This window comes from Leucobacter chromiiresistens (assembly GCF_900102345.1).
GTDB lineage: Bacteria > Actinomycetota > Actinomycetes > Actinomycetales > Microbacteriaceae > Leucobacter > Leucobacter chromiiresistens.
The window spans coordinates 2,784,861-2,810,370 of sequence record NZ_FNKB01000001.1 but is presented as its reverse complement, the minus strand read 5'-3'; the positions used below and the strand labels follow the sequence as shown (position 1 = coordinate 2,810,370).

The following is a 25,510-nucleotide window of genomic DNA, read 5'->3' as shown; positions in this document are numbered from 1 at the left end:
GTGGTGCGGTTTCTCCCTCCGCCCGATGAGGAGTCGCGGTCGGAGGATCGCGGCGACCTGGCCGAAGTCATCGAGCTGCGCTCTCAGCTGAACCGGCCGCGCGTGCGCGGAGCGGTCGGCTTCGGCGATCGCATTGAAGAGGGCGATGGGGCTGATGAGGTCGATCGCATTGATGAGGTCGATCGCATTGATGAGGTCGATCGCACTGATGAGGTCGATGAGGTCGATGCGGTCGATCATCCCGAGGGGGAGGCCGGCTCCGCAGCGCGTCAGGCGACCCGTGAGGAGCTCGCCAGGCTCATCGACTCGGGCGTCGCGTCGATGATCGAGACCGGCGTCCGGCCCGTCGTGCAGGGCGACTTCGCTGCGCGGGTATCGCCGACGAGTGGACCGCTCGAGGGCGGCGCCGATACGGCAGAGCCCGACCAGCAGGAGATCGACGACCCCGAATCGGATCCCGCCGACGAGGCGCCCGGGCGCACCGCCCACGAAGACGGAGTGCGCATCCTGGGTCGCCGCGCCCGGACGAGCGGCGAGCTCCGGGAGGAGCTCGCCCGCCTCGACCACGGGGCCGATGAGATCGAGACGGTCGTCGACGAGTTCACCCGCAGCCTCTATCTCGACGATCTCGGGCTCGCCCGCACGCTCACCGAGAAGCTGCGCCACACGAAGCGGGCGAGTCGGTCGCAGATCCGCGTGAAACTGCAGGCCCGCAGGCTTCCGGGCGACGTGATCGAGACCGCGATCGGCGAGCTCGACTCCGATGAGGAGTTCGAACTGCTGCGGCAGACCGCGCGCGACCGCGCGGCGAAGCTCGGCGGGCTCGAGCGTCAGGTCGCCGAACGCCGGTTGCTCGGCTTTCTCGCCCGGCGGGGCTGGTCCGGCGAACCCGCGATGCGCGCGGCGCGGGACGCGCTCGACGGGGCGACCCGAGGCTCGCGCGGCGGCCGCGGCGGTTCGGGCGTCCGCTTCGAGTAGCAGCGCCCGCCGCCGGCGCGCCCGCCGTCGCCGGTAGACTGGAGACCATGAGTCTCACCGCTGTCGAACCCCCTGAGATCCAGCTGTCGCCCGCATCGGTGCGTCGCGACGGCACCCCCCGCAGCTACTCCGTGCGCACGCTCGGCTGCCAGATGAACGTGCACGACTCAGAGCGCCTCTCGGGGTCGCTCGAAGCCGCCGGATACGTGCCGGCCGACTCGGCGGAGGCCGCCGACGTCATCGTGATCAACACCTGCGCCGTGCGCGAGAACGCGGCCAACAAGCTGTACGGCAACCTCGGCCACCTCGCGGGCGTCAAGCGCGAGCGCGAAGGCATGCAGATCGCCGTCGGCGGGTGCCTCGCGCAGAAGGATCAGGGCGCCATCGTCGAGAAGGCGCCCTGGGTCGACGTGGTCTTCGGCACCCACAACATGGGGTCGCTGCCCGCCCTCCTCGAACGCGCCCGGCACAACGCCGAAGCGCAGGTAGAGATCCTCGAATCGCTCGAGGTCTTCCCCTCCACGCTGCCGACCAAGCGCGACTCCGCCTCCAGCGGGTGGGTGTCGATCTCCGTCGGCTGCAACAACACGTGCACGTTCTGCATCGTCCCGGCGCTCCGCGGCAAGGAGAAGGACCGACGCCCCGGCGACATCCTCGCCGAAGTCCAGGCGCTCGTCGACGACGGAGCGATCGAGGTGACGCTCCTCGGCCAGAACGTCAACACCTACGGCGTCGAATTCGGCGACCGGCAGGCGTTCGGCAAGCTCCTGCGCGCCATGGGCGGCATCGACGGGCTCGAGCGGGTGCGGTTCACGAGCCCGCACCCGGCCGCCTTCACCGAGGACGTTATCGCCGCGATGGCCGAGACGCCGAACGTGATGCCGGTGCTCCACATGCCGCTGCAGTCGGGCTCCGACACCGTGCTGAAGGCCATGCGCCGCTCGTACCGGTCGAAGAAGTTCCTCGGCATTCTCGAGGCCGTGCGCGAGCGCATCCCGCACGCCGCGATCACCACCGACATCATCGTCGGCTTCCCCGGCGAGACCGAGGAGGACTTCGCCGACACCCTCCGCGTGGTCGAGGCCTCGAGATTCGCGAGCGCGTTCACGTTCCAGTACTCGATCCGACCCGGCACCCCCGCAGCCGACATGGACGGGCAGCTGCCGAAGGCGGTCGTGCAGGAGCGCTACGAGCGTCTGCAGGCGCTGCAGGAGCGCATCTCCCTGGAGGAGAACCACGCGCAGATCGGTCGCACCGTCGAGGTGCTCGTCTCCGCAGGCGAGGGCAAGAAGGACGCGACCACCCGCCGCCTCTCGGGGCGCGGCGAGGACAACCGACTCGTGCACTTCGCAGTGCCCGAGCACGGCGACGAACCCCGCCCGGGCGATGTCGTCACGGTCGCCATCACGGCGGCGGCCCCGCACTTCCTCATCGCCGACTCGGCGATCGACCCGTCGGAAGCCGCGCGCCGGTTCGTCGTGCGACGCACCCGAGCGGGCGACGCCTGGGATCGGCGCCAGGCCGAGAGCTGCGGCGTCCCCGCGCCCGCCGAGGCCGCCGCTCCGGCGCCGCGCGTCGTCAACCTCGGGCTGCCGACCCTGCGCACCCGATGACACCGAGGGCCGCGCAGCCGGCCGACACCGAGCAGCGTGCCCGCCCGCGCCTCTGGGCCGTGGTGGGCGCGACCGGCACGGGCAAATCGGCGCTCTCCCTCGATCTCGCCGAGCGGCTGATCGCGACCGGCCGACCCACCGAGATCGTGAACGCCGATGCGATGCAGGTCTATCGCGGCATGGACATCGGCACGGCGAAACTGCCGGAGGCGGAGCGGCGGGGGATCGCGCACCACCTCTTCGACGTGCTCGACCCCGGCGACGAAGCAACGGTGGCGTGGTACCAGGAGGCGGCCCGCGCCGCCATCGGAGGCATTCACGCCCGCGGGGCCGACGCGATCCTCGTCGGGGGATCGGGACTCTACGTCTCGAGCGTGCTCTTCGACTTCCAGTTCCCGCCCCGCGACGACGCGCTGCGCGCAGAGCTCGAGGCGGCGCTCGAGCGCGACGGGGTGGACACGCTGCTCGAGCGACTGCGCGCGCGCGACCCGGCGACCGCCGAGGCCGTCGACGCGCGAAACCCGCGCCGGGTGGTGCGGGCGCTCGAAGTGGCCCTGCTCGGGGGCGACGCGCAGGTGACGCTGCCGGCCGAGCCGCGGCTGTGGCACGGCGCGCAGGCGGGCGGAACGCGCCTCCTCGGTGTGCGGGCCGATCGCGCGGAGCTCGTCGAGCGGCTCGACCGGCGCGTCGAGCAGATGTGGCGGGCGGGCCTCCTCGACGAGGTGCGGTCGCTGGTGCCGCGGGGCATCGCATCGGGACCGACGGCCTCCCGCGCCATCGGGTACGCCCAGGCGCTCGCGCAGCTCGACCGGCGACTCACCGAGGCCGAGGCGATCGCGGAGACCCAGGTGCTCACCCGTCGCTACGCCCGCAGACAGGTGAGCTGGTTCAAGCGCTACGCCGGGGTGGAGTGGCTGCGGGCCGGCGAATCGCCCGCGTAAACTGGGGGCCATGACGACCCTCGCGTTCACCAAGGGCCATGGCACGGGCAACGATTTCGTGCTGTTCACCGACCCCGACGGCGAGCGCGAGCTGACTCCCGAGCAGATCCGCTTCCTCTGCGACCGCCGGTTCGGCGTCGGCGCCGACGGCGTGATCCGGGCGGTGCGCTCGCGCTCCATTCCGGAGGGGGCGGCGTGCCTCGCCGAGGAGCCGGACGCCGAGTGGTTCATGGATTACTGGAACGCCGACGGCACGCCGGCCGAGATGTGCGGCAACGGCGTGCGGGTGTACGCGCACTATCTGATCACTCGCGGCCTCGTCGCCCCGGAGCGGCGCGACACGCTGCCGATCGCGACGCGCGCCGGCGTGAAGGACGTGCTCGCCGGCGTCTCCGGGTACACCGTCGATCTCGGGCGCTGGCGCCTCGCCGAGGAGCGACTCGTCGCCGCGCAGGGCCTCGATGTGGCTCGACCGGGGCTCGGCATCGATCTCGGCAACCCGCACGTCGTCACCGCGCTGGCGGACCCCGCAGAGCTCGACGGCCTCGACCTGCACCGCGAGCCCGCGCTCGAACCCGTCGCCGAGAACGGCGCGAACATCGAGTTCGTCGTGCCCGAGGATCCGCTGGTCAAGGACGGGGTGGCGCGCATCCGCATGCGCGTGCACGAGCGCGGTGTCGGCGAGACCCTGTCGTGCGGCACGGGCACGGCTGCGGCCGCGCTCGCGTTCCGGCACTGGGGCGGCGCGGGCATGCCGAACCACTGGCGCGTCGACGTGCCCGGGGGCCGGCTCGCCGTGCGCATGTTCCCCACCGAGGAGGGCGAGCACGTGTCGCTGAACGGCCCCGCCGAGCTGGTCTACACGGGGGAGATCGAGCTTCCCGACGCCTGACGGCCCTCGCCCGATGCTTGACGGCCCTCGCCCGACAGCTGTCGGCCCCGCCTGACGCCTGACGGCCCCCGACCGGTGCGGCCCCGACCGGTGCGGCGCCCGCTCGGCGCCGAGCCCGACCGGCGCCGCGCCTACCGCTCCGGGCGACTCGCTCGGATGATGTGGAAGCCCTTGTCGCGAGACGGGCGGTCGACGACGAGATCGGCGAACTCCGCCGCGATCCAGCGCTGCAGCGAGTCCGCGCCCAGGTGCTTCGCGACCACGAGGTGCGCGACGCCCCCCGCCTGCAACCGGGGGAGCCACTGGCGCAGGATCGCGTGCAGCGCGTCCTTGCCCACGCGGATCGGCGGATTCGAGCGGATCTCGCCGAACTCGAGCCCGTCGGACACCTCGTCGGGCGACGCGACCCGCACGTGCGCGAGGCCGAGCCGCTCCGCGTTCATCCGGGTCAACTCGCGCGACCGCTCGTTGACATCGATCGCCCAGATCTCGCGCTCGGGCTGCGCGAGCGCAGCGTCGAGCGCGATCGCGCCCCAGCCGCAGCCCACGTCGAGCAGCGGGGCGCCTCCAGCGGGTCCGAGATCGTCGGCTTCCGGGAGTGCGCGCAACAGGATCGCGGTGCCGCGATCGAGCTGATCGGGGCTGAACACGCCGCCCGCCGTCACGACGGTGCGCGGAGCGCCGGCGAGCTCCACCTCGACCTCGCGGGGCCGGAGCTCGCCGCCGGGGGATTCGGAGAAGTAGTGCTGGGTCACCGCACCAGTATCCCAGGCCTCCGCCCGCGCGGCGGGCTGCGCCCACGGCGAACGGCCGACGCGCCCGGGCGCGCGCCGCGTAGACTGGCCTCCAGATGAAGAAGCAGAACGCAGACGATGCAGTGATCGCCGTCGAGGACGCTGTCGGGGAAGACGCACTCGATCGCGCAGCCACGACCCCAGGCACGACCTCCCCGGCGAACTCGGACCCCGCTCCCGCGGACCCCCTCGACCGGGTGCTCGCCCGCGCCGCAGGCGCCGGCTCGGCGACCGTGATCCGCGATCTGACGAGCGGCGCGCAGGCGCTCGGCGACGCCGACCACGACCGGCTCGAGGGCGATCTCGACGCGATCCGCATGGAGCGCGAGGATCGCGCGTCGCTGAAGCGCGTCGTCGGGCTCTCGACCGAGCTCGAAGACGTCACCGAGGTGGAGTACCGGCAGCTGCGGCTCGAGAACGTCGTGCTCATCGGCGTCTACTCGCAGCGGAGCGCCGAGGACGCCGAGAACTCGTTGCGCGAGCTCTCCGCGCTCGCGGAGACCGCGGGCGCGCGCGTGCTCGACGGCCTGCTGCAGCGGCGCGCGCACCCCGACCCGGCGACGTACCTGGGCAAGGGCAAGGCGCAGGAGCTCGCCGAGCTCGTGGCCGCGGTGGGCGCCGACACGGTGATCGCCGACACCGAGCTCGCGCCGAGCCAGCGCCGTGCGCTGGAGGACGTGGTGAAGGTGAAGGTGATCGACCGCACGGCGGTGATCCTCGACATCTTCAGCCAGCACGCGAAGAGTCGCGAGGGCAAGGCGCAGGTCGAGCTCGCGCAGCTGCAGTACCTGCTGCCGCGCCTCCGCGGCTGGGGCGAGTCCATGTCGCGTCAGGCGGGCGGCCAGGTCGGCTCCGGCGGCGCGGGAATGGGATCGCGCGGCCCCGGCGAGACGAAGATGGAGCTCGACCGCCGCAAGATCCACATCCGCATGTCGAAGCTGCGCAAGCAGATCGCCGGCTTCGCCCCGGCGCGCGAGGCGAAGCGCGCGAATCGCAAGCGCGGCGAAGTGCCCTCGGTCGCGATCGCCGGGTACACGAACGCCGGCAAGTCGAGTCTGCTGAACCGCCTCACGGGGACGCAGGAGCTGGTGCAGAACCAGCTGTTCGCAACGCTCGACACGGCGATCAGGCACGGCGAGACCGACGACGGCCGCCGCTTCACGTACGCCGACACGGTCGGTTTCGTGCGCAACCTGCCGCATCAGCTGGTCGAGGCGTTCCGCTCGACGTTCGAGGAGGTGGGCGACGCCTCGGTGATCCTGCACGTGGTCGACGGATCGCACCCGGATCCCGAGGCGCAGCTGCGCACGGTGCGCGACGTGATCGCCGAGGTCGAGGCGCAGGACATCACGGAGCTGGTGGCGTTCAACAAGGCCGATCTGCTCGACGATTCGCAGCGGCTGATGCTGCACGGGCTCGTGCCCGACGCCGTGTTCGTCTCCGCGCGCACGGGCGAGGGCATCGAGGAGCTGAAGCGGCGGATCGACGCCGCGCTGCCGGTGCCGGATCGCGAGATCACGGTCGTGGTGCCCTACGACCGCGGCGAGCTCGTCGCCGAGCTGCACGAGCGCAACCGCGTGCTGGAGACGGAGTACGTTGAGACCGGCACCCGCGTGCGCGCGTACGTGACGGCGGAGACGGCATCGAAGCTGGAGCAATACGTGTCATAAGCGCTGCTGAGGCGTCCGGGTAACAGGGAGCAACATCGCACCGCGAATGCGCACCGCTGGATACCTTGGGGGAGTTCCACGGGGAGCAGCGCCTGCTGCGATCCTTGAGTTCCCACGAAAAGGACGGCCATGACCGCAACGACGCATCTGCCCACCGCGACGATTCTCGGATACCCGCGACTCGGGCGCCGCCGCGAGCTGAAGCGGGCGATCGAATCCTATTGGAAGGGGCAGAGCGACGAGGCGGCTCTGCAGCAGACCGCGCGCGAGCTGCGCGCGAGCACCCGTGCGCACCTCGTCGAGCTCGGCCTCCCCGCGGCCGGCGGCGCGGTGCCCGAGAGCTTCAGCTTCTACGACCAGGTGCTCGACGCGACGCTGGCGCTCGGCGCCATCCCGCAGCGCTTCGCCGACATCGCCGGCAGCGATCTCGTCACCTACTTCGCGCTCGCCCGCGGCGACCGCGACCACCAGCCGCTCGAGATGACCAAGTGGTTCGACACGAACTACCACTACAGCGTGCCCGAGATCGACGAGCGCACCCCGTTCGCGGCGAACCCCGCGCAGCTCGTCGCCCAGCTCTCCGAGGCCGCCGAGCAGGGCATCGAATCGCGCCCCGTGATCGTCGGGCCCGTCACCTACCTGCTGCTCGCCAAGGCCTCCGACGCAGCCGCCGCCGGCTTCCAGCCGATCGACCGCCTCGACGAGGTCGTCGCCGCGTACGGCGAGCTGCTCGCCGCGCTGGCGGGAGCGGGGGCGCAGTGGGTGCAGCTCGACGAGCCCGCACTCGTCTCCGACTCCCTGCCGGTTCCGCGCGAGCAGACGCTCGAACTCGTCGAGCGGGCCTACACGGCGCTCGGCGCGACCGCCGAACGCCCCCGCATCCTGCTGACCGCGCCCTACGGCGACGCCTCGTCGGCGCTCGCGCGGCTCGGCGCGCTGCCGGTCGAAGCGGTGCAGGCCGACCTCGTGCGCGGCTCGCTCCCCGAGGCGGAGCTCGCCTCGGGCGAGCTCACCGCGGCCTTCGCCGACACGCAGCTCGTCGCGGGCGTCGTCGACGGGCGCAACATCTGGAAGACCGATCTGCGCGCGGCGTTCGGCGCGCTCGAGCGCCTGCAGCGCGCCGGGATCGCGACGGTCGCCGCCACCTCCAACAGCCTGCAGCACGTTCCCCACAACGTGCGCGACGAGACGCGGCTCGACGCCGAGCTCGCCTCCTGGCTCGCCTTCGCCGACCAGAAGGTCGAGCAGGTCGTGATCCTCGCCCGGGGGCTCGCCGAGGGCGCCGCCGCGATCGAGGGAGAGCTCGCTGCAGTCGACGCGATCCTCGCATCGCGCGCTCAGACCGCCGGCGTGCGGGTGGACGAGGTGCGCGCCCGCGTCGACGCCGTCGCGGGGGAGGATCGCGAGCGGGCCGACGAGGAGGAGCGCCGCGCCGCGCAGCAGGCCCTCGACATCCCCGAGCTCGCCACGACCACGATCGGCTCGTTCCCGCAGACCGCCGAGATCCGACGCGCCCGCGCCGCCTTCGGCCGGGGCGAACTCGGCCAGGAGGAGTACGACGAGTTCCTGCGCGCCGAGATCGCCCGCGTGATCCGTCTGCAGGAGGAGATCGGCCTGGACGTGCTGGTGCACGGCGAAGCCGAGCGCAACGACATGGTCCAGTACTTCGCCGAGCTGCTCGACGGGTTCGCGGTCACGGAGCACGGCTGGGTGCAGTCGTACGGCACGCGGGCGACCCGCCCGTCGATCCTGTGGGGCGACGTCTCCCGCCCGGCGCCGATGACGGTCGCCTGGTCGGCGTACGCCCAGTCGCTCACCGACCGACCGGTGAAGGGAATGCTCACCGGGCCCGTCACGATCCTCGCCTGGTCCTTCGTGCGAGATGATCAGCCGCTGGCCGATACGGCGTCGCAGGTCGCCCTCGCCCTGCGCGACGAGATCGACGACCTCGTCGAGGCGGGCATCCGCATCGTGCAGGTGGACGAGCCGGCCCTCCGGGAGCTGCTGCCCCTCGACGCCGACCGGCAGGCGGCGTACCTCGACTGGTCGGTGGGCGCGTTCCGCCTCGCGACGAGCGGCGCGGCGCCCGGCGTGCAGATCCACACGCACCTCTGCTACTCGGAGTTCGGCGAGATCATCGACGCCGTCGACGGGCTCGACGCCGATGTCACGAGCATCGAGGCGGCCCGCAGCCGGATGGACGTCGTCGAGCCACTGGGCGAGCACGGATACTCGCGCGGCATCGGCCCGGGCGTCTACGACATCCACTCGCCCCGCGTGCCGAGCGTCGAGGAGCAGCAGGAGCTGATCCGGATCGCGGCAGCGCGCATTCCAGGCGAGCAGCTCTGGGTGAACCCCGACTGCGGCCTGAAGACCCGCGGGTACGAGGAGACCGTGGCGAGCCTCACGAACCTGGTGCACGCGGCCCGTGCGGTGCGCGCGGGCGCGTGAGCGCGCCGGACGTCCGTGGGGCGGGGGCGGCGGGAGCGGCGGAAGCCGCCCTCCCCGCCGAGCACGCCGAGGCGTGGCGCGGCGGCGAGCTGCCGACCGAGGCCGTGGGCAGCCTGCCGCGCCCCGCGAGTCTGCAGCGCGCGGTGCTCGATGCGGAGGCCGGCCTGGTCGACGCGGAGACGCTGCGCGGCGAGCAGGATCGCGCCGTGCGCGACACCCTCGAGAGGTTCGCGGAGACCGGCTCGCCCCTCGTGAGCGACGGGGAGCAGCGGCGGCAGAGCTTCTCGAGCTACCCGCTCGGCACCTCGTTCGCGGGCGACGTGCGCGAGGGGCCGGTGTTCGCGGTCTTCGCCGACGGGCACCACCGGGTGATCCCGAGCCTCGCCCGCGGCCCGTTCCGGTTCCGCTCCTGGGCGGCGGACGACGTGGCGGCCGCGCGGCCGCTCACCCGCCTCCCGCTCAAGCAGGCGGTCGTCTCGCCGTCGATGCTGTCGCTCATGGTGCCCGCGGAGGGGCTCGGAGACTACTCCCGAGACGCGTTCCTCGACGATGTGGTGGCCGGGTGCGCGGAGGACATCCGGCGCAGCTTCGCCGCCGGCGCCTCCCGCGTCACCATCGACTTCACGGAGGGGCGGCTCGCGCTGCGCCGCGATCTCCGCGCGCCGTGGGCGGGCCCGGAGGCGCTGGGCGGCTTCATCGACCTCATCAACCGCGTGCTCGCGGAGCTCGCCCCCGAGCACCGCGCCGCGGTCGGCGTGCACACGTGCCCCGGCAACGATCACGACTCGGCCCACAGCGCCGACGTCGACTACGCCGCGCTGATCCCCGAGCTCTTCCAGATCGAGGCCGGGTACTTCCTGGTGCAAGCCGCGAGCGAGAAGGAGCCGGATCGGGTGGCCCGGCTGGTGGGCCGGCAGCTGCGCCAGCGCGCGCGCACCGCGGCGGCGCCGAGGGTGCTGCTCGGCGTCACCGATCCGACCAGCCCGAAGCTCGAGACCGCGCCGGAGGTGCGGGATCAGCTGGTGCGCGCCGCGCGGTTCATCCCGGCCGAGCTGCTCGGATCGACGGACGACTGCGGATTCTCCCCGTACCTCATCGACGAGAAGCCGAAGCACGGCTCGCCCGACTTCGCGCGCGACGTGGCGTTCGCGAAGATCGCCGCACGGGTGCGCGGCACCCGCCTCGCGCAGGAGGAGCTGAGCGGCGCATGAACTCCTTCCTGCTCCCCGCCCGCGCCGCGACGCGCGCCCGCTTCTCGTTCGAGGTGTTCCCCGCACGCTCGGGTGCGGCCGCACTGGCCCTCGGGCACGCCGTGCAGCATCTGTCGGCGGCGGATCCCGACTTCATCTCGGTCACCTACGGCGCGAACGGATCGAACCGCGACGCCTCGCTCGATCTGGTCGCGTACCTCCGCGATCACACCGACGCGCTTCCGCTCGCGCACCTCACCACCGTGGGCGAGACGCCCGACGCCGTGCGCGCCGCCATCCACGCCATCATGGACGCGGGCGTGCACGACTTCCTCGCACTCCGCGGCGACCCCCCGCGCGGGCTCGACGAGCGCGATGCGCGGGTCGCGGGTTCGATGAGCTCGTGGGAGCTCGTGCGCCTCATCTCGCAGGCGCGGGCGGAGCGGCCGCCGCTCACCAGTGTGGGGCGCACCGCCGTCGCCGCCTACCCGAACGGCCATCCGCTCTCCCGCTCGCGCGCCGAGGACGTCGACTGGCTCGTCGCGAAGCAGGAGGCCGGCGCGAATCTCGCGATCACGCAGCTCTTCTTCCGCGCCGAGGAGTACCTGTCGTTCGTCGAGGATGCGCGTGCGGCCGGGCTCACGATCCCCGTGCTCCCGGGCCTCATGCCGGTCTCCACGAGCGCCCAGCTGCGCAAGGTCGCCTCGCTCGCGGGCCGGCCCGCTCCCGTGGAGCTCGCCCGCGCATTGGACGCCGAGGGCGGCTATGCGCCGGAGCTGGGCGTCGAGCACACGGTCTCGTTGGCGCGAGAGCTGCTCGACGGCGGCGCCCCCTCGGTGCACCTGTACACCTTCAACCGGCACGAGCAGGTGCTCGCCGTGCTGCGGGAGCTCGGCCTGCTCACCCCCGATCCGGTGTAGGGGTCACCGGGCGGCCCGGCCGCCCGCGCCGCTGCCCGCGCCGGTCGCCTGCGCCCACAGGCGACCGGCGCGGTAGGAGGAGCGCACGAGCGGGCCGGCGAGCACGCCCGAGAACCCGAGCTCCTCGGCCTCCAGCTGCATCTCCGCGAACTCGTCGGGGTGCACCCACCGGTCGATCGGGTGGTGCAGCGCCGAGGGGCGCAGGTACTGGGTGAGGGTGAGGATGCGGCACCCAGCGTCGCGCAGCTGCGCCATCGTCTCGCTGACCTCGGCGCGGGTCTCGCCCATGCCGAGGATGAGGTTCGACTTCGTGATCATGCCGGCGTCGCGGGCGCGCTCGATGATGCCGAGCGAGCGCTCGTACCGGAACCCGGGCCGGATGCGTCGGAAGATGCGCGGCACCGTCTCGAGGTTGTGCGCGAACACCTCCGGGGCCGCCGCGAACACCTCGGCGAGCCCCTCGGGGCGGCCGCCGAGATCGTCGACGAGCACCTCGACCCCGGCGCCCGGGTTCAGCTCGTGGATCTGGCGGACGGTCTCCGCGTAGAGCCACGCGCCCGTGTCGGGGAGGTCGTCGCGCGTGACCCCCGTGATGGTCGCGTACTTCAGCCCCATCGTGCGCACCGACTCCGCGACGCGGCGCGGCTCGTCGCGGTCGAGCGGGAGCGGCTTGCCCGTCGAGATCATGCAGAAGTCGCAGCGGCGCGTGCAGATCGAGCCGCCGATGAGGAAGGTCGCCTCGCGGTCCTCCCAGCACTCGAACACGTTCGGGCACCCCGCCTCCTGGCACACGGTGTGCAGCCCCTCGCGCTCGACGAGATCGCGCACCTCGCGATATTCGGGACCGAGCCTCGCCCGCGTCTTGATCCATGCGGGCTTCCGCTCGATCGGGGTCTCGGCGTTGCGCGCCTCTATGCGGAGGAGGGGTCGGCCCTCGGGTGCGGGTCGCTCTCCCGTCGACGGCAGTCGCCGGGCGCTCATGCGACGAGCTCCGCGATCGCGGCGGCGAGCCGGCCGTCGAGGAAGGGGGCGAGCTCTGCCGGTGCGATCCGGCGCCCCGCCATCGCGCTCAGCGTGGTCACCCCGGCGTCGCGGATGCCGCACGGCACGATCGCGGCGAAAGGGGCCGGATCGTTGCAGCAGTTCACGGCGATGCCGTGGGTGATGATGCCGGCTCGCGCGTGGAGGCCGATCTGGGCCACCTTGGCCGGGACGTCGTGGTGCTGCACCCAGACCCCGGAGCGCCCCTCGATGCGGGCGCCCGCCAGCCCGAGGTCGGACATGGCGGCGATGATCGCGGTCTCGAGCGCCCGCACGAGATCGACGACGCCCGCGCCGCCGCGCAGTCGGATCACGGGGTAGCAGACGAGCTGGCCCGGCCCGTGCCAGGTGACCCGCCCGCCGCGGTCGACGGGAACGACCGGGCTCCCATCCGCGGGGTACTCCTCGGGATCGGCTCGGCGACCGGCCGTGTACACCGACTCGTGCTCGAGCATGATGACGGTGCCGCGGTCGGCTCCGCGCTCGATGCGCGCGACGGCGGCGGCCTGCAGGTCGAGGCCGCGCGCATACGGCACCAGGTCGGGCGCTAAACCCGCGACGGTGGTTGCGGGATGGGGGAGCGCACGGGAGGCGGCTGACGTGGTCGCGGTCATGCGACCACCTTAGATGGACTCGGTGCAACAAATCAAACGGCGGCCGAAGCCGCGCGCCGCCGGGGGCGCGCGTCGGCGGGCGCGCTCAGACGGACCGGAACACGGCCACGACGCGGCCGAGCACCTCGGCGTGGTCGCCGAGGATCGGCTCGAACGCGCTGTTACGCGGCAGGAGCCAGGTGTGGCCATCGCGCCGCCGGAACACCTTGACCGTGGCCTCGCCGTCGAGCATCGCCGCCACGATGTCGCCGTTCTCGGCCTCGCGCTGCTGGCGGATCACCACGAAGTCGCCGTCGCAGATCGCGGCGTCGACCATCGAGTCGCCGACCACGCGCAGCATGAACAGCTGGCCGTCGCCGACGATGGTGCGGGGGAGCGGCACGATCTCCTCCACCTGCTGGTCGGCGGTGATCGGCACGCCGGCCGCGATCTGACCGACGAGGGGCACGTAGGCGGCCTCCTCGGGGCGCTCGGCCGGGGCCTCGGCGATCGCCGCCGAGGTGGAGGCGAGCTCGACCAGGATCTCGAGCGCGCGGGGACGATTCGGGTCGCGCCGGATGTAGCCGCCCAGCTCGAGGCGACTGAGCTGGTGGGTGACGCTCGACAGCGATGAGAGGCCGACCGCGTCGCCGATCTCGCGCATGCTCGGGGGGTACCCGCGGCTCTCCACGGAGCGCGCGATGCACTCGAGGATGGCCTGCTGCTTCTCGCTCAGCGGCTTGGCGGATCGGGGCGCGGCTGCGTCGCTCATCGCTGTCCTTTCTGGCCCTGTGGGCGATGCGGATGGGGCGCGATCCATGAATGTCGGTGGGTGCTGATTCAGTGATCCCGTTGATCGAAACCTTAGTCGTGCCGTTCGAACACGGGCAAACATACGTTCGAGTGTCGCCGAAAATAAGGGAACATGCGTTCGAACCACCGGTTGCGGTTTCGCTTCATCGAATAAATATTCGAAACAGATGTTCGGTGCGGGCGGCGCTCGCAGCGGCCTCGCATCAGGAAGGGATGTCATCATGAGCGCAGCAGCGGTTCAGGGTCAGGATTCACGGGAGACGATCGACGCTTCGGGCGCACTCCGCCTGACGCGGCGCGGGCGCATCGTGCTCGGCGCCCTCGCGACGATCCTCGTCGCGGGCGTGCTCGCCCTCCTCGCGTCGCTCGCCGCTCCCGAGGCGATGGCGTCGGGCGAGGGGCCGAACGGCGAGCAGTTCGAATACGTCGTGGTGCAGCCCGGCAGTTCGCTCTGGTCGCTCGCGAGCGATCTCGACCCCGCGGCCGACCCCCGCGACCTCATCACCGAGATCGTCCAGCTGAATCAGCTCGACGACTCGTCGGTGCAGGCGGGCGAGGCGATCGCGGTTCCCCTGCGCTACTCCGACAACCCCCTGGTGGTGTCGGGCGACGAACTGGGCGCGTGAAGGCGGTGCCCGGCCGTCGGGTGCACGAGCGCCTGGCGGGCTCGCCCCTCGCATGAGGTGCGACGGTCGTAGAATTGCCGGGTGACCAGTTTGAGCGACCTCCCTCTCCGTGACAACCTCGTGGGGCAGCAGCCCTACGGCGCACCGCAAGACGCGGTTCGAGTGAGCTTGAACGTGAACGAGAACACGCATCCGATCCCCGAGAACGTCGCTATCGACATCGTGCAGTCGCTCGCGCGCGCGGTGACCGGTGTGAACCGATATCCGGATCGCGAGTTCACCGAGCTCCGCGGCGCACTGGCAGGCTATCTCGGTTACGGCCTCGTCGCTGAGCAGGTGTGGGCGGCCAACGGGTCGAACGAGGTGCTGCAGCAGGTGCTGCAGGCGTTCGCCGGCCCCGGGCGCTCGCTGCTGAGCTTCACCCCGACATACTCGATGTATCCGCTGCTCGCGGCCGGTACGGACACGGCCTGGATCGGGGTCGAGCGCCCCGCCGACTACGCGCTCACCCCGGAGGCGGTCGTCGCCGCGCTGCGCGAGCACCGGCCGGACGTCGCGATCCTCTGCGGTCCGAACAACCCGACCGGCACGACGCTCGACCGCGAGGTGATCGTCGCCGCCTACGACGCCTTCGACGGCATGCTCGTCATCGACGAGGCCTACCAGGAGTTCGACACCGAGCGCGAGAGCGCCGTCGCACTGCTGCCCGGTCGGCACCGGCTCATCGTGTCGCGCACCATGAGCAAGGCGTTCGCCTTCGCGGGAGTGCGACTCGGCTACCTCGCGGCCGACCCCGCCGTGATCGATGCGCTGCGCCTCGTGCGGCTGCCCTACCACCTCTCCGCGCTCACCCAGGCGGCGGCCACCGCCGCCATCCGGCACGCGGACGCGATGCTCGCGACCGTCGCCGACATCAGCGCGCAGCGGGATCGGCTCGCCGGCGCCCTGACCGAGCTGGGCTACACCGTGCACCCCTCGGGCGCCAACTTCCTGCTCGTCGGCGGCTTCGCCGATCCGGAGGCGACGTTCGAGGAGCTGCGTGCACAGGGGATCCTCATCCGCAATCTCAGCATCCCCGGCCACCTGCGCATCACCGCGGGCACCGCGGCCGAGACCGGCGCCGTGATCGACGCGATCGCGGCACTCGGCCCGGGAGGAGCGCGGGGCTGACGCAGCGCCCGTCGCGAGACGCGACGCCGATAGACTGGTGACCATGACTGCCGCACCCCGCACCGCATCGCTCGAGCGCTCCACCAGCGAGTCGCAGATCAGCGTGCGCGTCGACCTCGATGGAACCGGAACGTCGCAGATCGAGACGGGCGTGCCGTTCTTCGATCACATGCTCACCGCGTTCGCGCGCCACTCGCTGACGGACCTCACCGTCAACGCGGTCGGCGATGTGCACATCGACGTCCACCACACGGTCGAGGACACGGGGATTCTGCTCGGCCAGGCCATTCTGGCGGCGCTCGGCGACAAGGCGGGCATCTCCCGCTACGGCGACGCGCTGGTGCCGCTCGACGAATCCCTCGCGCAGGCCGTCGTCGACATCTCGGGGCGGCCGTACCTCGTGCACTCCGGGGAGCCCGCCGGCTTCGAACTGCACCTCATCGGCGGCCACTTCACGGGCTCCATGGTGCGGCACTTCTTCGAGGCGCTGACCCTGAACGCGCGGCTCACCGTGCACCTGAAGCTGCTCGAGGGGCGGGATCCGCACCACATCGCCGAGGCGGAGTTCAAAGCCTTCGCCCGCGCCTTCCGCGAGGCCAAGGCGCTCGACCCCCTCGTGCAGGGCGTCCCCTCCACCAAGGGCGCGCTGTGAGCGATCAGCAGGCGGGCGTCGGCGCCCCCGCGAGCTCCGATGCAGCTGCGGCTGGCGCCACCGCCAAGCGGGTCGTCGTGCTCGACTACGGCTCGGGCAACGTGCACTCCGCCGTGAAGGCGCTCGCCCACGCGGGAGCCGACGTCGAACTGACGCGAGACCCCGCCGCGGTGATGGCGGCCGACGGTCTCCTGGTGCCCGGAGTCGGGGCCTTCGATGCGGTGATGCAGCAGCTGCGCGCCGTGCGGGGCGACGAGCTCATCGACCGGCGGCTCGCCGGCGGCCGCCCCGTGCTCGGCATCTGCGTCGGCGAGCAGGTCATGTTCTCCCGCGGCATCGAGCGCGGCGTCGAGACCGAGGGGCTCGGCCAGTGGCCCGGCACCGTGCGCGAGATCGACGCCCCCGTGCTGCCGCACATGGGCTGGAACACCGTCCAGGTGCCCGAGGGATCCCGGCTCTTCGCCGGCCTCGAGAACGAGCGCTTCTACTTCGTGCACAGCAACGCGGCGACGGAGTGGTCCATCGAGGGGCGCACCGCGGCGACCCGCCCGCTCGTGACCTGGGCGGAGCACGGCGAGCGCTTCATCGCCGCGGTGGAGAACGGGCCGCTGAGCGCGACCCAGTTCCACCCCGAGAAGTCGGGCGACGCCGGCATCCGACTGCTGCGCAACTGGATCGACACCCTGTAAGCACGCTCGCGAGCGCACATCGGAGGCACCCCGCACCCGGCCCGGCGGCGCTCGCGAGCCCGCGTCTCGAAGACCCGACCCGCACCCCGAGAAGGAGATAACACTCATGAGCGAACTCGCCGAACGTCCGAGGCTGCAGCTGCTTCCGGCGATCGACATGGTCGACGGCAAGGCCGTGCGGCTCACCCAGGGTGAGGCCGGCACCGAGACGAACTACGGCAGTCCCGTGGACGCCGCGCTCGACTGGATCCATCAGGGCGCGGAGTGGATCCACCTCGTCGACCTGGACGCCGCGTTCGGCCGGGGCAGCAACGTCTCCGTCGCCCGCAAGATCATCAAGCGCGCCGGTGACGTGAAGATCGAGTTCTCCGGCGGCATCCGCGACGACGCCTCGCTCGAGGCGGCGCTCGAGATGGGCGCGACGCGCGTCAACCTCGGCACGGCAGCGCTCGAGAACCCCGAGTGGACGGAGGCCGTCATCGCGCGCTTCGGCGACCGGGTCGCGGTGGGGCTGGACGTGCGCGGCGAGACCCTCGCCGCTCGCGGGTGGACGCAGGAGGGCGGCAATCTCTGGGACGTGCTCGACCGGCTCGAAGCGGCCGGCTGCTCCCGCTACGTCGTCACCGACGTCACGAAGGACGGGACCCTGCGGGGGCCCAACATCGACCTGCTCGCGCAGGTGTGCTCGCGCACCAACCGGCCGGTCGTCGCATCGGGCGGCGTCTCGAGCCTCGACGACATCGCTGCGCTGCGCGACCTCGTCGACGACGGTCTGGAGGGCGCGATCGTCGGCAAGGCGCTGTACGACGGGGCGTTCTCGCTGCCCGCCGCGCTCGACGTCGCGGGCCGGTAGGCGGGGACGCCGCGCGCATGGCGATCAAGAAGCTCCCGTCGACGGGCGACGCCCCGCGCAGCACGGGCGTGCCCGACAGCCTGAGCGCCGGCGGGCCGTCCGACTCCGCGGGGTTCCCGTGGGCCGGGCGCACGTTCGATCACCACGACACCGCGTTCGCGGACGACGACGGCCGCGCTTCGGAGCACGTCACGGCGCTCATCCGCGCGGTGCGCGACGCCGCCGATGCGGCGAGGACGGCCGCCGCGGCCGCCGAGTACTGGTCCGCCGTGAGTCGCGTCGCGCAGGCGCAGTCGGAGGCGATCGCCGGATTCGCGGCCGAGCGCTTCCTGGTGCCGATGCTCGCGGAGGCGGGGGAGCTCGGGCAGACGCCCGACGGGCGCACGGTCGAGAAGTCGCAGGAGCTGTCGATCGTGTCCGTCGCGGCGCCCGATGGACGGCGCGTGCTGCCCGTATTCACCTCCGTGGAGACCTTGCGGCGCTGGAACCCCGAGGCGCGGCCGATTCCCGTGCCCGGCTCGCAGGCGGCCCTGGCCGCGGCGCAGGACGGCACGGAGCTGATCATCATCGATCCCGGCACGCCGGAGCGGGAGTTCGGCGTGCGACGCACGGCGCTCGAGGCGCTGGCGCTGGGCGAGCGGGTGCTGCCCGCATGGGCGGACGCGGCGGTGCAGGAGGAGTTCCGTGAGCTGGGAGCGGCGGATCCGCGGATCGCGGCGCTCTGGATCGCTCCGGGCGAGCTCGAGAACCGCCTGCTGCAGCCGGAGGTGACGGTGATGCTCCGCATGTCGGAGTCGGTCGGCGACGCGCACCGGGAGGTGCTGCAGGCGCTCCAGGCCCGCATCGCCGCATCGGAGATCGTTGCGCGGAGGGTCGACTCCTTGACGCTACGGCCCGTTGCGGCGGCGTGACCGGACGTCGCCGGGGGCGCCGTTTCAGAAGAGGTTGATCAGCAGGATGTAGCAGGCGGTGCCCGCCGCCACGCTGAGGACGGCGCGCCGACGGCCCGCCAGGTGCACGATGATCGTCACCGCAGTGGCGGCGAGCACCGCCCACCAGTGATCGGCGCGTGCGACGAGCTCGTCGCGCAGGATCACGATGGCGAGGATGCAGAGGATCCCCGCCGGCATCCACCGCCCGAGCGCGGCGACGAACTTCGAGCGCCGCAGCGGTTTCAGGATCGCGAACGGCAGTGCGCGCAGGGCGATCGTGACGACGGAGCCGATCGCGACGGCCGCGAGGAGGTAACCGAGCTCAGGCACGATCGGTCTCCTCGCGGGGCGGATCGGCCGGGTCGCCGAGCTCCGAGGCCCCGAGCTCCGCGGCGCGCTCCGGCGCCGGGCGCAGTCGCGAGACTGCGTAGCGGCCAGTCAGCAGAGCGGTAAAGACGAGCAGCGCGACGAGGAGCGCGTTGTCGGGAGCGGCCAGGATCGCGATCGCCGCGGCGAGGGCGGCGAGCAGCGCCGATGGCACCTCTCTGCGGCTTCGCACCGCGTCGAGCGTCATGACGACGAAGAGCGCGACGAGCGCGAACTCGAAGCCCTCGATCGGCTCGGGCAGCGCGGACGCGAGCGCGACGCCGATGAGCCCGCCGATCACCCAGTAGGCCTGCATCGCGAGCTGCCCCGAGACCATGCGGGCGGAGGAGAGCCGGTCGCTCTCCATGAGCACGTACGTCGCGTAGGCCTCGTCGATCATCGCGTAGACGGAGTAGGCGCGGGGGATGCCGGGTGAGACGCGCGAGATCGGGAACGAGAAGGCGTAGAACACGTGCCGGAAGTTGACGGCGAACACGGTGACGGCGATGGTCACGAGCGGAGTCGCCGCCGCGATCATGCTGACGAGGAGCAGCTCGACCGATCCCGCGAAGATGCCGATCGACAGGGCGGGCGCGAGCCACCAGGGGAGCCCCGCCTGCACGACGAGCACGCCGAGGGCGACGCCGAGCGGGAGGATGCCGATGCCGACGCCGAGGGAATCGCCGAGGCCGACGGTCACCTCCGCGAGCCGCGCCGAGCGGGGCGAGCGCTCGGCGGGGCCTGCGGCGGACGGGCGGGGCACGGCGCGCCGCTAGTTGACGGGACCGGTGTACTTCTCGCCCGGGCCCTGGCCGATGGGATCGGGGATCACCGACGCCTCGCGGAACGCGAGCTGCACCGAGCGCAGTCCGTCGCGCAGGCTGCGGGCGTGCATGTCGCTCACCTCGGGGGCCCCGGCGGTGATGAGGCCGGCGAGCGCGTTGATCAGCTTGCGCGCCTCGTCCAGGTCGATCTGCGTCTCGGGGTCGTCGGCGAGCCCGACCTTCACCGCGGCTGCGCTGAGCAGGTGCACCGCGGCGGTGGTGATCACCTCGACCGCGGCGACGTCCGCGATGTCGCGCGTGGCCTGCGAGACGTCTGCCTGCTCCGACTCCGCGGCGTCGGTGGGGGTGGATGCCGGTTCGGCGGTGTGCTCGGTCATGAGATCCTGTCTGCTCCTGCGGTAAGTGTGCTACGATGTTGTCGGTTCTCGGCGTTCTGCCGAGATCACGGAAGTGGAGATTCTCCCACCCGGCACCGATTCCAGGTTACCGGGTAGTTGACACCCCGCCGATCATTCGGCAGCTGCACAAGGGTGTGGGACGGCGCGTGCGCGGTCCTGATCTCGATGTCCGTGGCTCCCGCGAGGAGCGCCCACCATTGAGATCAGAGGAGCCGGCGATCAGCGATCCCCGTACGAATGACAGAATCCGCGTCCCCGAGGTGCGACTGGTAGGACCCAGTGGCGAGCAGGTCGGTGTCGTGCCGATCGAGACTGCGCTCCGCATGGCTGTGGACGCCGATCTCGATCTCGTCGAGGTTGCCCCGAACTCGAAGCCTCCCGTCGCCAAGATCATGGACTTCGGGAAGTTCAAGTACGAGGCAGCTCAGAAGCAGAAGGAAGCCCGCCGCAACCAGGCGAACACCGTGCTCAAAGAGGTGCGCTTCCGACTCAAGATCGACACGCACGACTACGAGACCAAGATGAAGCGCGCCGTCGGCTTCCTGTCGCAGGGCGACAAGGTGAAGGCGATGATCCTGTTCCGAGGCCGCGAGCAGTCGCGACCGGAGATGGGCGTGCGCCTGCTGCAGCAGTTCTCCGAGGACATCGCTGAGTACGGAGTCGTCGAGTCGAACCCCCGCATCGACGGCCGCAACATGGTGATGGTCGTCGCGCCGCTCAAGAACAAGTCCGAGGCGAAGGCCGAGCTGAACGCTCGTCGCGCCGAGGAGAAGGCCACTCGTCGGGCCGACAAGTCCAGCAGCACGGAGTCGGACGGCGAATGAACTGCGGTGCGCTGCCGTGCGCAGCGCCACCCTGCAATCCGCGGCCGAGAGGCTCGCACACAACAAGGAGAAATCGATGCCCAAGCAGAAGACCCACTCGGGGGCCAAGAAGCGCTTCAAGCTCACCGGTTCCGGCAAGCTGATGAAGCAGCAGGCCGGCATGCGCCACAACCTCGAGGTCAAGGCCTCGAAGCGCAAGCGCCGTCTGAACGCCGAGCAGGTGCTCGCCAAGGGCGACGCCAAGCAGGCCATGAAGCTCCTCGGTCACTGACCGGCGCGAGCGCATAGCTTTCATCTGAGAACTTTCTAAGGAAGAACCGAAATGGCAAGAGTCAAAAGGGCCGTCAACGCCCACAAGAAGCGTCGCGTCATCCTCGAGCGCGCCGAGGGCTACCGCGGACAGCGTTCGCGCCTGTACCGCAAGGCCAAAGAGCAGGTCATCCACTCGCTCGTCTACTCGTACAACGATCGCCGCAAGAAGAAGGGCGACTTCCGTCGCCTGTGGATCCAGCGCATCAACGCGGGTGCACGCGCAAACGGCCTGACCTACAACCGCTTCATCCAGGGCCTCGGCCTCGCGGGTGTCGAGGTCGACCGCCGCATGCTCTCGGAGCTCGCCACCAACGAGCCCGCCGCGTTCGCCGCGCTCGTCGAGGTCGCGAAGTCGGCTCTCCCCGAGGACACCTCGGCTCCGAAGGCCGCGTAAGCAGTTCTTCCCCGCGAAGACCCCCGTTTCTCAGGAAGCGGGGGTCTTCGCGCATCCCGGGCGGTGCGGCGGGCGCGCAGAGGCGCGCCCGCCGGCGCCGTTAGGCTGAACGCATGACCGACGCGATCCTGAGCAGCACCAAGTCCGAGCGCGTGCGGAGGATCGCCTCCCTCGCGCGCAAGAAGGAGCGTCGCGCCCACGGCCGGTTCCTCGTCGAGGGTCCGCAGGCCGTGCGGGAGCTGCTCGTGCACCGGCCCGAACTCGTGGAGACGGTCTACACGACCCTCGGCGGCGAGAACTGGCAGGCCGAGGTCGATCGGCTGGCCTCCGACGCCGGGGTGCGGCTCGAGCGCGCGACCGACGAGGTGATCGCCGCCATGTCGGAGACCGTGAACCCGCAGGGCGTCGTCGCCGTCGCGCGGAGCTGGGAGGGGAGCGCGGCGGATGCGGTCGCGGGCGCCCGGCTCGTGGCGATCCTGCACGAGATCCGCGACCCGGGCAACGCGGGAACCGTGCTGCGCGCCGCCGACGCGGCCGGCGCCGATGCGGTGATCTTCGCCGGTGAGAGCATCGATCCGTTCCACCCGAAGGTCGTGCGGTCGACGACCGGTTCGCTGTTCCATCTGCCGGTGGCCGTCGCGCCGACGCTCAGCGACGCCGTCGACGCCGTGCGCGCCGCGGGCCTCAGTACGTTCGCCGCCGATGTGCGGGGAGCCGACGTGCTCGAGGCCCGGGGGGCGGGCGAGCTCGACGGGCCCGTCGCGTGGGTGTTCGGCAATGAGGCGCGCGGGCTGAGCGAGGCCGAGCGTGCGCTCGCCGATCGCTCCGTGCGGCTGCCGATCTACGGCGCCGCCGAATCGTTGAATCTCGCGACGGCGGCGAGCGTGCTGCTGTACGAGACCGCCTTCGCCCAGCGGAGCCGCTGACGGGCCGCGCCCGCGCCTGAGAGAATGGGCGGATGCTGCGCATCGACCTGAACTGCGACCTCGGCGAGTCGTTCGGAAACTACGCGTTCGGCGACGACGCCGCCGTGCTCGCCTCGGTGTCGAGCACCAACGTGGCCTGCGGCTTCCACGCGGGCGACCCGAGCGGCATCCGCGCGACGTGCGCCGCCGCGGCTGCTGCCGGGGCGACCATCGGCGCGCACCCCGGGTACCGCGATCTCGCGGGGTTCGGCAGGCGCTTCATCGACTACGACCCCGCCGAGCTCGCCGACGAGATCATCTACCAGATCGGCGCCGTGCAGGCGCTCGCGCGGAGCGTCGGCGCGCGCGTGCGGTACGTGAAGCCCCACGGCGGGCTCTACAACGCCATCGTGCACCACGAGCCGCAGGCGCGAGCGGTCGTCGACGCCGTGCGCGCCGTGGGCGATGAGCTCGCCCTGCTCGTGCCGAGCGGCTCCGCAGTCGAGCGGATCGCGCACGACGAGGGCGTGCGCACGTTCGCCGAGGCGTTCGCCGATCGGGCCTATGCCCGTGACGGCACGCTGGTGCCCCGCACCGCGCCGGGCGCGATGCTCGATCCTGCAGCCGCCGTAGCGCAGGCGGTGAGGATCGCGACGACGGGGCGCGCGGTCGCCGTCGACGGCACGGAGATCGCGGTGCCCGCCGACAGCCTGTGCCTGCACGGCGACAGCCCTGCAGCCGTGCAGCTGGCGCGCGAGGTACGCGCCGCCCTCGACGAGCGCGGCGTTCGGATCGCGAGCTTCGCGTAGATGCGCGCTCGGAATCGCTCGCACGCCGCCGCTGCGCCCCGCGCGGGGGCCTTCGCGGTGCGCCCCGTCGGCGACCGCGCGTGCATCATCGATCTGCCCGACCTCGATTCGGTGCTCGCACTCGCGGCGATCCTCAGAGAGCGCCGCTTCCCCGGAGTGATCGACATCGTGCCGGCCGCGCGCACCGTGCTCGTCAGGTGCGCGGATCGGGCCAGCGCGCGCCGCATCTCAGCTGAGGTGGCGGGGCTGCCCGCCGGGATCGCCGGGTTCGCGCGCACCATGCTCGGCGAGACGGCGCGGGTCGCAGTGATCGACGTCGTGTACGACGGCCCCGACCTCGATGTCGTCGGCGCGCACACCGGGCTGGGGGCGGCCGGGGTGATCGCCGCGCACACGGGTGCCCGCTGGACGGCGGCCTTCGGCGGCTTCGCGCCGGGCTTCCTGTATCTCACCGGCGGCGATGGCGCGCTCGACGCTCCTCGGCGCGACACCCCGCGCGAACGCGTCGAGGCGGGGTCGGTGGCGCTCGCGGGAGGCTTCTCCGCGGTCTACCCGGGAGCCTCGCCGGGCGGGTGGCAGGTGATCGGACGCACGAGTGCGCGGATCTGGGATGCGGAGCGGGAGCCGGCCGCGCTGCTGGCCCCGGGCGACACCGTGACCTTCCGCGCCGTTCGGGAGCAGATCGCGCTCCCCGGCGTGGCGGTCGGCGCCGCGGCTCGGCTCGCGGGGGAGCCCCCGGCCGGCGCGGGGGTCGTGCTCACGGTGCTCGACCCCGGCCTCCAGACGCTCGTGCAGGATGCCGGCCGGCCGGGGCACGCGGCGATCGGGGTGAGCCCCTCCGGGGCGGCCGATCGCCGTGCGCTCGCCGCGGCGAACCTGGCGGTGGGGAACGCGGCGGGCGCCCCCGCGCTCGAGACGCTTAACGCCGCGCTGTCGCTGCGCGCGGAGGCCGACGCCGTCATCGCGCTCGCGGGCACGGATGCCGAGGCGGTGATCGACGACGCGCACGGCGAGCGACGCCCCGCGCCGCACGACGCGACCGCGTTCGACGTGCACCGCGGGGAGACGCTGCACGTCGGGCCCGCGGCGCGCGGGTTGCGGGGCGTGCTGGCGGTGCGCGGCGGCATCGCGACGCCCGGAGCGCTCGGAAGCGCGAGCCGAGACATCCTGTCGGGTCTGGGGCCGGCGCCTCTCGCCGCAGGCGACATCCTCGCACGGGGAGCGGCGTGCGCGCCGGAGGCGGCGGACTCCGCAGAACGTTCGTCCGAACACGGAGCCCCGACGGCGCGAAGCGGACCCGCCCGCCCGCCCGGAGACCGTGCCGTGCTCCGCTTCGTGCCCGGCCCCCGCGACGACTGGTTCGACGCGACCGCCCGCGAAGCGCTGACCGCCCGGGAGTGGCGCCTCGCGCCGGCCTCGAACCGGGTGGGGCTGCGGTTCGACGGCGCGCCCCTCGTGCGCTCGCAATCCGGCGAGCTGCCGAGCGAGGGCACGGTGCGCGGGTCCATCCAGGTTCCGCCGGACGGGCTTCCCGTGCTCTTCCTCGCCGACCACCCCGTGACCGGCGGGTACCCGGTGATCGGCACGGTGGTCGACGCCGACACGGATGTCGCCGCGCAGCTCCGCCCGGGAGCGCGGGTGCGCTTCCTCCCCGTCGACGCCGACGACGGCGGCCTCGACCAGGCGCTCGCAGGAGGGGAGGACCCGGGCGCGGCGATCCCAGAGACCGTCCGCGTGTCGCTGGAGGTCGACGGCAGGCGCATCGCCGTCGCCGTTCCCCGCGCGCTCGCCGCCGCTCTGGATCGGCTGGCCGATGCGCCGGGAGGCGATGGGCCGGACGTCGATGCGGTGCGCGCGGCGCTCATCGCGGAGATTCTCGCCGCGCACGGCTCCCGGTAA

Annotated in this window: 27 protein-coding genes; 20 read left to right on the top strand and 7 right to left on the bottom strand. The window is 72.2% G+C overall.

Annotated features, from left to right (window positions below; genetic code table 11):
- The first annotated feature begins 3 nt into the window (after nt 1-3).
- The 4 genes from BLT44_RS12835 to dapF are packed head-to-tail and all read left to right on the top strand — an operon-like array spanning nt 4 to nt 4,424.
- Nucleotides 4-978: a regulatory protein RecX gene (locus BLT44_RS12835; protein WP_176783290.1), complete on the top strand. Its 975-nt coding sequence runs from the start codon at nt 4-6 to the stop codon at nt 976-978.
- Nucleotides 979-1,025: 47 nt separating this feature from the next.
- Nucleotides 1,026-2,591 carry a tRNA (N6-isopentenyl adenosine(37)-C2)-methylthiotransferase MiaB gene (gene miaB / locus BLT44_RS12830; protein ID WP_010156640.1) on the top strand — a complete coding sequence of 522 codons (1,566 nt, stop codon included), beginning with the start codon at nt 1,026-1,028 and terminating at the stop codon, nt 2,589-2,591.
- Nucleotides 2,588-3,532: a tRNA (adenosine(37)-N6)-dimethylallyltransferase MiaA gene (gene miaA, locus BLT44_RS12825; protein ID WP_010156641.1), complete on the top strand. Its 945-nt coding sequence runs from the start codon at nt 2,588-2,590 to the stop codon at nt 3,530-3,532. The genes miaB and miaA overlap by 4 nt, the downstream gene beginning before the upstream one ends.
- Before the next feature lie 10 nt (nt 3,533-3,542).
- Nucleotides 3,543-4,424, top strand: coding sequence for a diaminopimelate epimerase (gene dapF, locus BLT44_RS12820; protein ID WP_010156642.1), 882 nt, complete (start codon nt 3,543-3,545; stop codon nt 4,422-4,424).
- A 131-nt stretch (nt 4,425-4,555) separates the two neighbouring features.
- Here the strand turns inward: dapF and BLT44_RS12815 are convergent, their stop codons facing one another.
- Entirely contained in the window at nt 4,556-5,179 is a 624-nt protein-coding gene (locus BLT44_RS12815) for a class I SAM-dependent methyltransferase (RefSeq protein WP_010156643.1), read from the bottom strand.
- A 95-nt stretch (nt 5,180-5,274) separates the two neighbouring features.
- Between BLT44_RS12815 and hflX the strand changes: the two genes are divergently transcribed.
- The 4 genes from hflX to BLT44_RS12795 all read left to right on the top strand — a co-directional run bounded on the left by hflX (nt 5,275) and on the right by BLT44_RS12795 (nt 11,449).
- On the top strand, nt 5,275-6,888 hold the full coding sequence (hflX, locus tag BLT44_RS12810; protein ID WP_010156644.1) for a GTPase HflX: 1,614 nt from the start codon (nt 5,275-5,277) through the stop codon (nt 6,886-6,888).
- Nucleotides 6,889-7,017: 129 nt separating this feature from the next.
- Nucleotides 7,018-9,339 (top strand): 5-methyltetrahydropteroyltriglutamate--homocysteine S-methyltransferase, encoded by a 2,322-nt coding sequence (gene metE, locus BLT44_RS12805; protein ID WP_010156645.1) that lies wholly within the window; start codon nt 7,018-7,020, stop codon nt 9,337-9,339.
- Complete coding sequence (locus tag BLT44_RS12800) at nt 9,336-10,550, top strand: uroporphyrinogen decarboxylase/cobalamine-independent methonine synthase family protein (protein ID WP_244887480.1); 1,215 nt, start codon at nt 9,336-9,338, stop codon at nt 10,548-10,550. Before metE ends, BLT44_RS12800 begins: the two co-directional genes overlap by 4 nt.
- On the top strand, nt 10,547-11,449 hold the full coding sequence (locus tag BLT44_RS12795) for a methylenetetrahydrofolate reductase (RefSeq protein WP_010156647.1): 903 nt from the start codon (nt 10,547-10,549) through the stop codon (nt 11,447-11,449). Before BLT44_RS12800 ends, BLT44_RS12795 begins: the two co-directional genes overlap by 4 nt.
- A gap of 3 nt (nt 11,450-11,452) precedes the next feature.
- Here the strand turns inward: BLT44_RS12795 and lipA are convergent, their stop codons facing one another.
- The 3 genes from lipA to lexA form a co-directional block, all read right to left on the bottom strand.
- Nucleotides 11,453-12,430, bottom strand: a complete 978-nt coding sequence (gene lipA, locus BLT44_RS12790; RefSeq protein WP_010156648.1) for a lipoyl synthase — start codon at nt 12,428-12,430, stop codon at nt 11,453-11,455.
- Nucleotides 12,427-13,104 carry a lipoyl(octanoyl) transferase LipB gene (gene lipB, locus BLT44_RS12785; RefSeq protein ID WP_010156649.1) on the bottom strand — a complete coding sequence of 226 codons (678 nt, stop codon included), beginning with the start codon at nt 13,102-13,104 and terminating at the stop codon, nt 12,427-12,429. Before lipB ends, lipA begins: the two co-directional genes overlap by 4 nt.
- 85 nt (nt 13,105-13,189) lie before the next feature.
- Nucleotides 13,190-13,855, bottom strand: a complete 666-nt coding sequence (gene lexA / locus BLT44_RS12780) for a transcriptional repressor LexA (protein WP_010156650.1) — start codon at nt 13,853-13,855, stop codon at nt 13,190-13,192.
- A 262-nt stretch (nt 13,856-14,117) separates the two neighbouring features.
- Between lexA and BLT44_RS12775 the strand changes: the two genes are divergently transcribed.
- The 6 genes from BLT44_RS12775 to BLT44_RS12750 all read left to right on the top strand — a co-directional run bounded on the left by BLT44_RS12775 (nt 14,118) and on the right by BLT44_RS12750 (nt 18,797).
- On the top strand, nt 14,118-14,522 hold the full coding sequence (locus tag BLT44_RS12775; protein ID WP_010156651.1) for a LysM peptidoglycan-binding domain-containing protein: 405 nt from the start codon (nt 14,118-14,120) through the stop codon (nt 14,520-14,522).
- 81 nt (nt 14,523-14,603) lie between these two features.
- On the top strand, nt 14,604-15,692 hold the full coding sequence (locus BLT44_RS12770; protein ID WP_029608260.1) for a histidinol-phosphate transaminase: 1,089 nt from the start codon (nt 14,604-14,606) through the stop codon (nt 15,690-15,692).
- Between the two features lie 43 nt (nt 15,693-15,735).
- Nucleotides 15,736-16,344: an imidazoleglycerol-phosphate dehydratase HisB gene (hisB, locus tag BLT44_RS12765; RefSeq protein WP_010156653.1), complete on the top strand. Its 609-nt coding sequence runs from the start codon at nt 15,736-15,738 to the stop codon at nt 16,342-16,344.
- A gap of 77 nt (nt 16,345-16,421) precedes the next feature.
- On the top strand, nt 16,422-17,033 hold the full coding sequence (gene hisH, locus BLT44_RS12760) for an imidazole glycerol phosphate synthase subunit HisH (RefSeq protein ID WP_029608261.1): 612 nt from the start codon (nt 16,422-16,424) through the stop codon (nt 17,031-17,033).
- A 106-nt stretch (nt 17,034-17,139) separates the two neighbouring features.
- Nucleotides 17,140-17,886, top strand: coding sequence for a bifunctional 1-(5-phosphoribosyl)-5-((5-phosphoribosylamino)methylideneamino)imidazole-4-carboxamide isomerase/phosphoribosylanthranilate isomerase PriA (priA, locus tag BLT44_RS12755; RefSeq protein ID WP_010156655.1), 747 nt, complete (start codon nt 17,140-17,142; stop codon nt 17,884-17,886).
- Between the two features lie 17 nt (nt 17,887-17,903).
- Nucleotides 17,904-18,797, top strand: coding sequence for an SseB family protein (locus BLT44_RS12750; RefSeq protein ID WP_010156656.1), 894 nt, complete (start codon nt 17,904-17,906; stop codon nt 18,795-18,797).
- 24 nt (nt 18,798-18,821) lie between these two features.
- On the opposite strand, the gene BLT44_RS12745 is transcribed toward BLT44_RS12750, so the two are convergent.
- From BLT44_RS12745 to BLT44_RS12735, 3 genes are read right to left on the bottom strand one after another with little or no spacing between them, the layout of a single operon-like run.
- A complete protein-coding gene (locus BLT44_RS12745) occupies nt 18,822-19,148 on the bottom strand; it encodes a branched-chain amino acid transporter permease (protein ID WP_010156658.1) in 327 nt (108 codons plus the stop codon).
- Nucleotides 19,141-19,947, bottom strand: a complete 807-nt coding sequence (locus BLT44_RS12740) for an AzlC family ABC transporter permease (protein WP_010156659.1) — start codon at nt 19,945-19,947, stop codon at nt 19,141-19,143. The genes BLT44_RS12745 and BLT44_RS12740 overlap by 8 nt, the downstream gene beginning before the upstream one ends.
- A 9-nt stretch (nt 19,948-19,956) precedes the next feature.
- Entirely contained in the window at nt 19,957-20,346 is a 390-nt protein-coding gene (locus BLT44_RS12735) for a DUF1844 domain-containing protein (protein ID WP_010156660.1), read from the bottom strand.
- A 281-nt stretch (nt 20,347-20,627) separates the two neighbouring features.
- Between BLT44_RS12735 and infC the strand changes: the two genes are divergently transcribed.
- The 6 genes from infC (at nt 20,628) to BLT44_RS12705 (ending at nt 25,510) form a co-directional block, all read left to right on the top strand.
- Nucleotides 20,628-21,191: a translation initiation factor IF-3 gene (infC, locus tag BLT44_RS12730; RefSeq protein ID WP_414531132.1), complete on the top strand. Its 564-nt coding sequence runs from the start codon at nt 20,628-20,630 to the stop codon at nt 21,189-21,191.
- A gap of 76 nt (nt 21,192-21,267) precedes the next feature.
- Nucleotides 21,268-21,462, top strand: a complete 195-nt coding sequence (gene rpmI / locus BLT44_RS12725) for a 50S ribosomal protein L35 (protein ID WP_010156662.1) — start codon at nt 21,268-21,270, stop codon at nt 21,460-21,462.
- 51 nt (nt 21,463-21,513) lie between these two features.
- A complete protein-coding gene (rplT, locus tag BLT44_RS12720; protein WP_010156663.1) occupies nt 21,514-21,897 on the top strand; it encodes a 50S ribosomal protein L20 in 384 nt (127 codons plus the stop codon).
- Between the two features lie 113 nt (nt 21,898-22,010).
- The gene (locus tag BLT44_RS12715) at nt 22,011-22,823 is read left to right on the top strand and encodes a TrmH family RNA methyltransferase (protein WP_010156664.1); all 813 of its coding nucleotides are present in this window, start codon (nt 22,011-22,013) and stop codon (nt 22,821-22,823) included.
- Nucleotides 22,824-22,855: 32 nt separating this feature from the next.
- On the top strand, nt 22,856-23,611 hold the full coding sequence (locus BLT44_RS12710) for a LamB/YcsF family protein (RefSeq protein ID WP_010156665.1): 756 nt from the start codon (nt 22,856-22,858) through the stop codon (nt 23,609-23,611).
- Complete coding sequence (locus tag BLT44_RS12705; RefSeq protein ID WP_074690260.1) at nt 23,612-25,510, top strand: 5-oxoprolinase subunit B/C family protein; 1,899 nt, start codon at nt 23,612-23,614, stop codon at nt 25,508-25,510. It abuts the gene before it with no gap.

Coding starts and splice junctions, on each gene's coding strand:
- metE (WP_010156645.1), top strand. CDS start 7,018: ATGACCGCAACGACGCATCTGCCCACCGCGACGATTCTCGGATACCCG.
- lipA (WP_010156648.1), bottom strand. CDS start 12,430: ATGAGCGCCCGGCGACTGCCGTCGACGGGAGAGCGACCCGCACCCGAG.
- rpmI (WP_010156662.1), top strand. CDS start 21,268: ATGCCCAAGCAGAAGACCCACTCGGGGGCCAAGAAGCGCTTCAAGCTC.
- rplT (WP_010156663.1), top strand. CDS start 21,514: ATGGCAAGAGTCAAAAGGGCCGTCAACGCCCACAAGAAGCGTCGCGTC.
- miaB (WP_010156640.1), top strand. CDS start 1,026: ATGAGTCTCACCGCTGTCGAACCCCCTGAGATCCAGCTGTCGCCCGCA.
- BLT44_RS12715 (WP_010156664.1), top strand. CDS start 22,011: ATGACCGACGCGATCCTGAGCAGCACCAAGTCCGAGCGCGTGCGGAGG.
- BLT44_RS12710 (WP_010156665.1), top strand. CDS start 22,856: ATGCTGCGCATCGACCTGAACTGCGACCTCGGCGAGTCGTTCGGAAAC.
- hflX (WP_010156644.1), top strand. CDS start 5,275: ATGAAGAAGCAGAACGCAGACGATGCAGTGATCGCCGTCGAGGACGCT.
- BLT44_RS12795 (WP_010156647.1), top strand. CDS start 10,547: ATGAACTCCTTCCTGCTCCCCGCCCGCGCCGCGACGCGCGCCCGCTTC.
- BLT44_RS12705 (WP_074690260.1), top strand. CDS start 23,612: ATGCGCGCTCGGAATCGCTCGCACGCCGCCGCTGCGCCCCGCGCGGGG.
- hisB (WP_010156653.1), top strand. CDS start 15,736: ATGACTGCCGCACCCCGCACCGCATCGCTCGAGCGCTCCACCAGCGAG.
- BLT44_RS12775 (WP_010156651.1), top strand. CDS start 14,118: ATGAGCGCAGCAGCGGTTCAGGGTCAGGATTCACGGGAGACGATCGAC.
- lipB (WP_010156649.1), bottom strand. CDS start 13,104: ATGACCGCGACCACGTCAGCCGCCTCCCGTGCGCTCCCCCATCCCGCA.
- miaA (WP_010156641.1), top strand. CDS start 2,588: ATGACACCGAGGGCCGCGCAGCCGGCCGACACCGAGCAGCGTGCCCGC.
- priA (WP_010156655.1), top strand. CDS start 17,140: ATGAGCGAACTCGCCGAACGTCCGAGGCTGCAGCTGCTTCCGGCGATC.
- lexA (WP_010156650.1), bottom strand. CDS start 13,855: ATGAGCGACGCAGCCGCGCCCCGATCCGCCAAGCCGCTGAGCGAGAAG.
- BLT44_RS12735 (WP_010156660.1), bottom strand. CDS start 20,346: ATGACCGAGCACACCGCCGAACCGGCATCCACCCCCACCGACGCCGCG.
- BLT44_RS12750 (WP_010156656.1), top strand. CDS start 17,904: ATGGCGATCAAGAAGCTCCCGTCGACGGGCGACGCCCCGCGCAGCACG.
- dapF (WP_010156642.1), top strand. CDS start 3,543: ATGACGACCCTCGCGTTCACCAAGGGCCATGGCACGGGCAACGATTTC.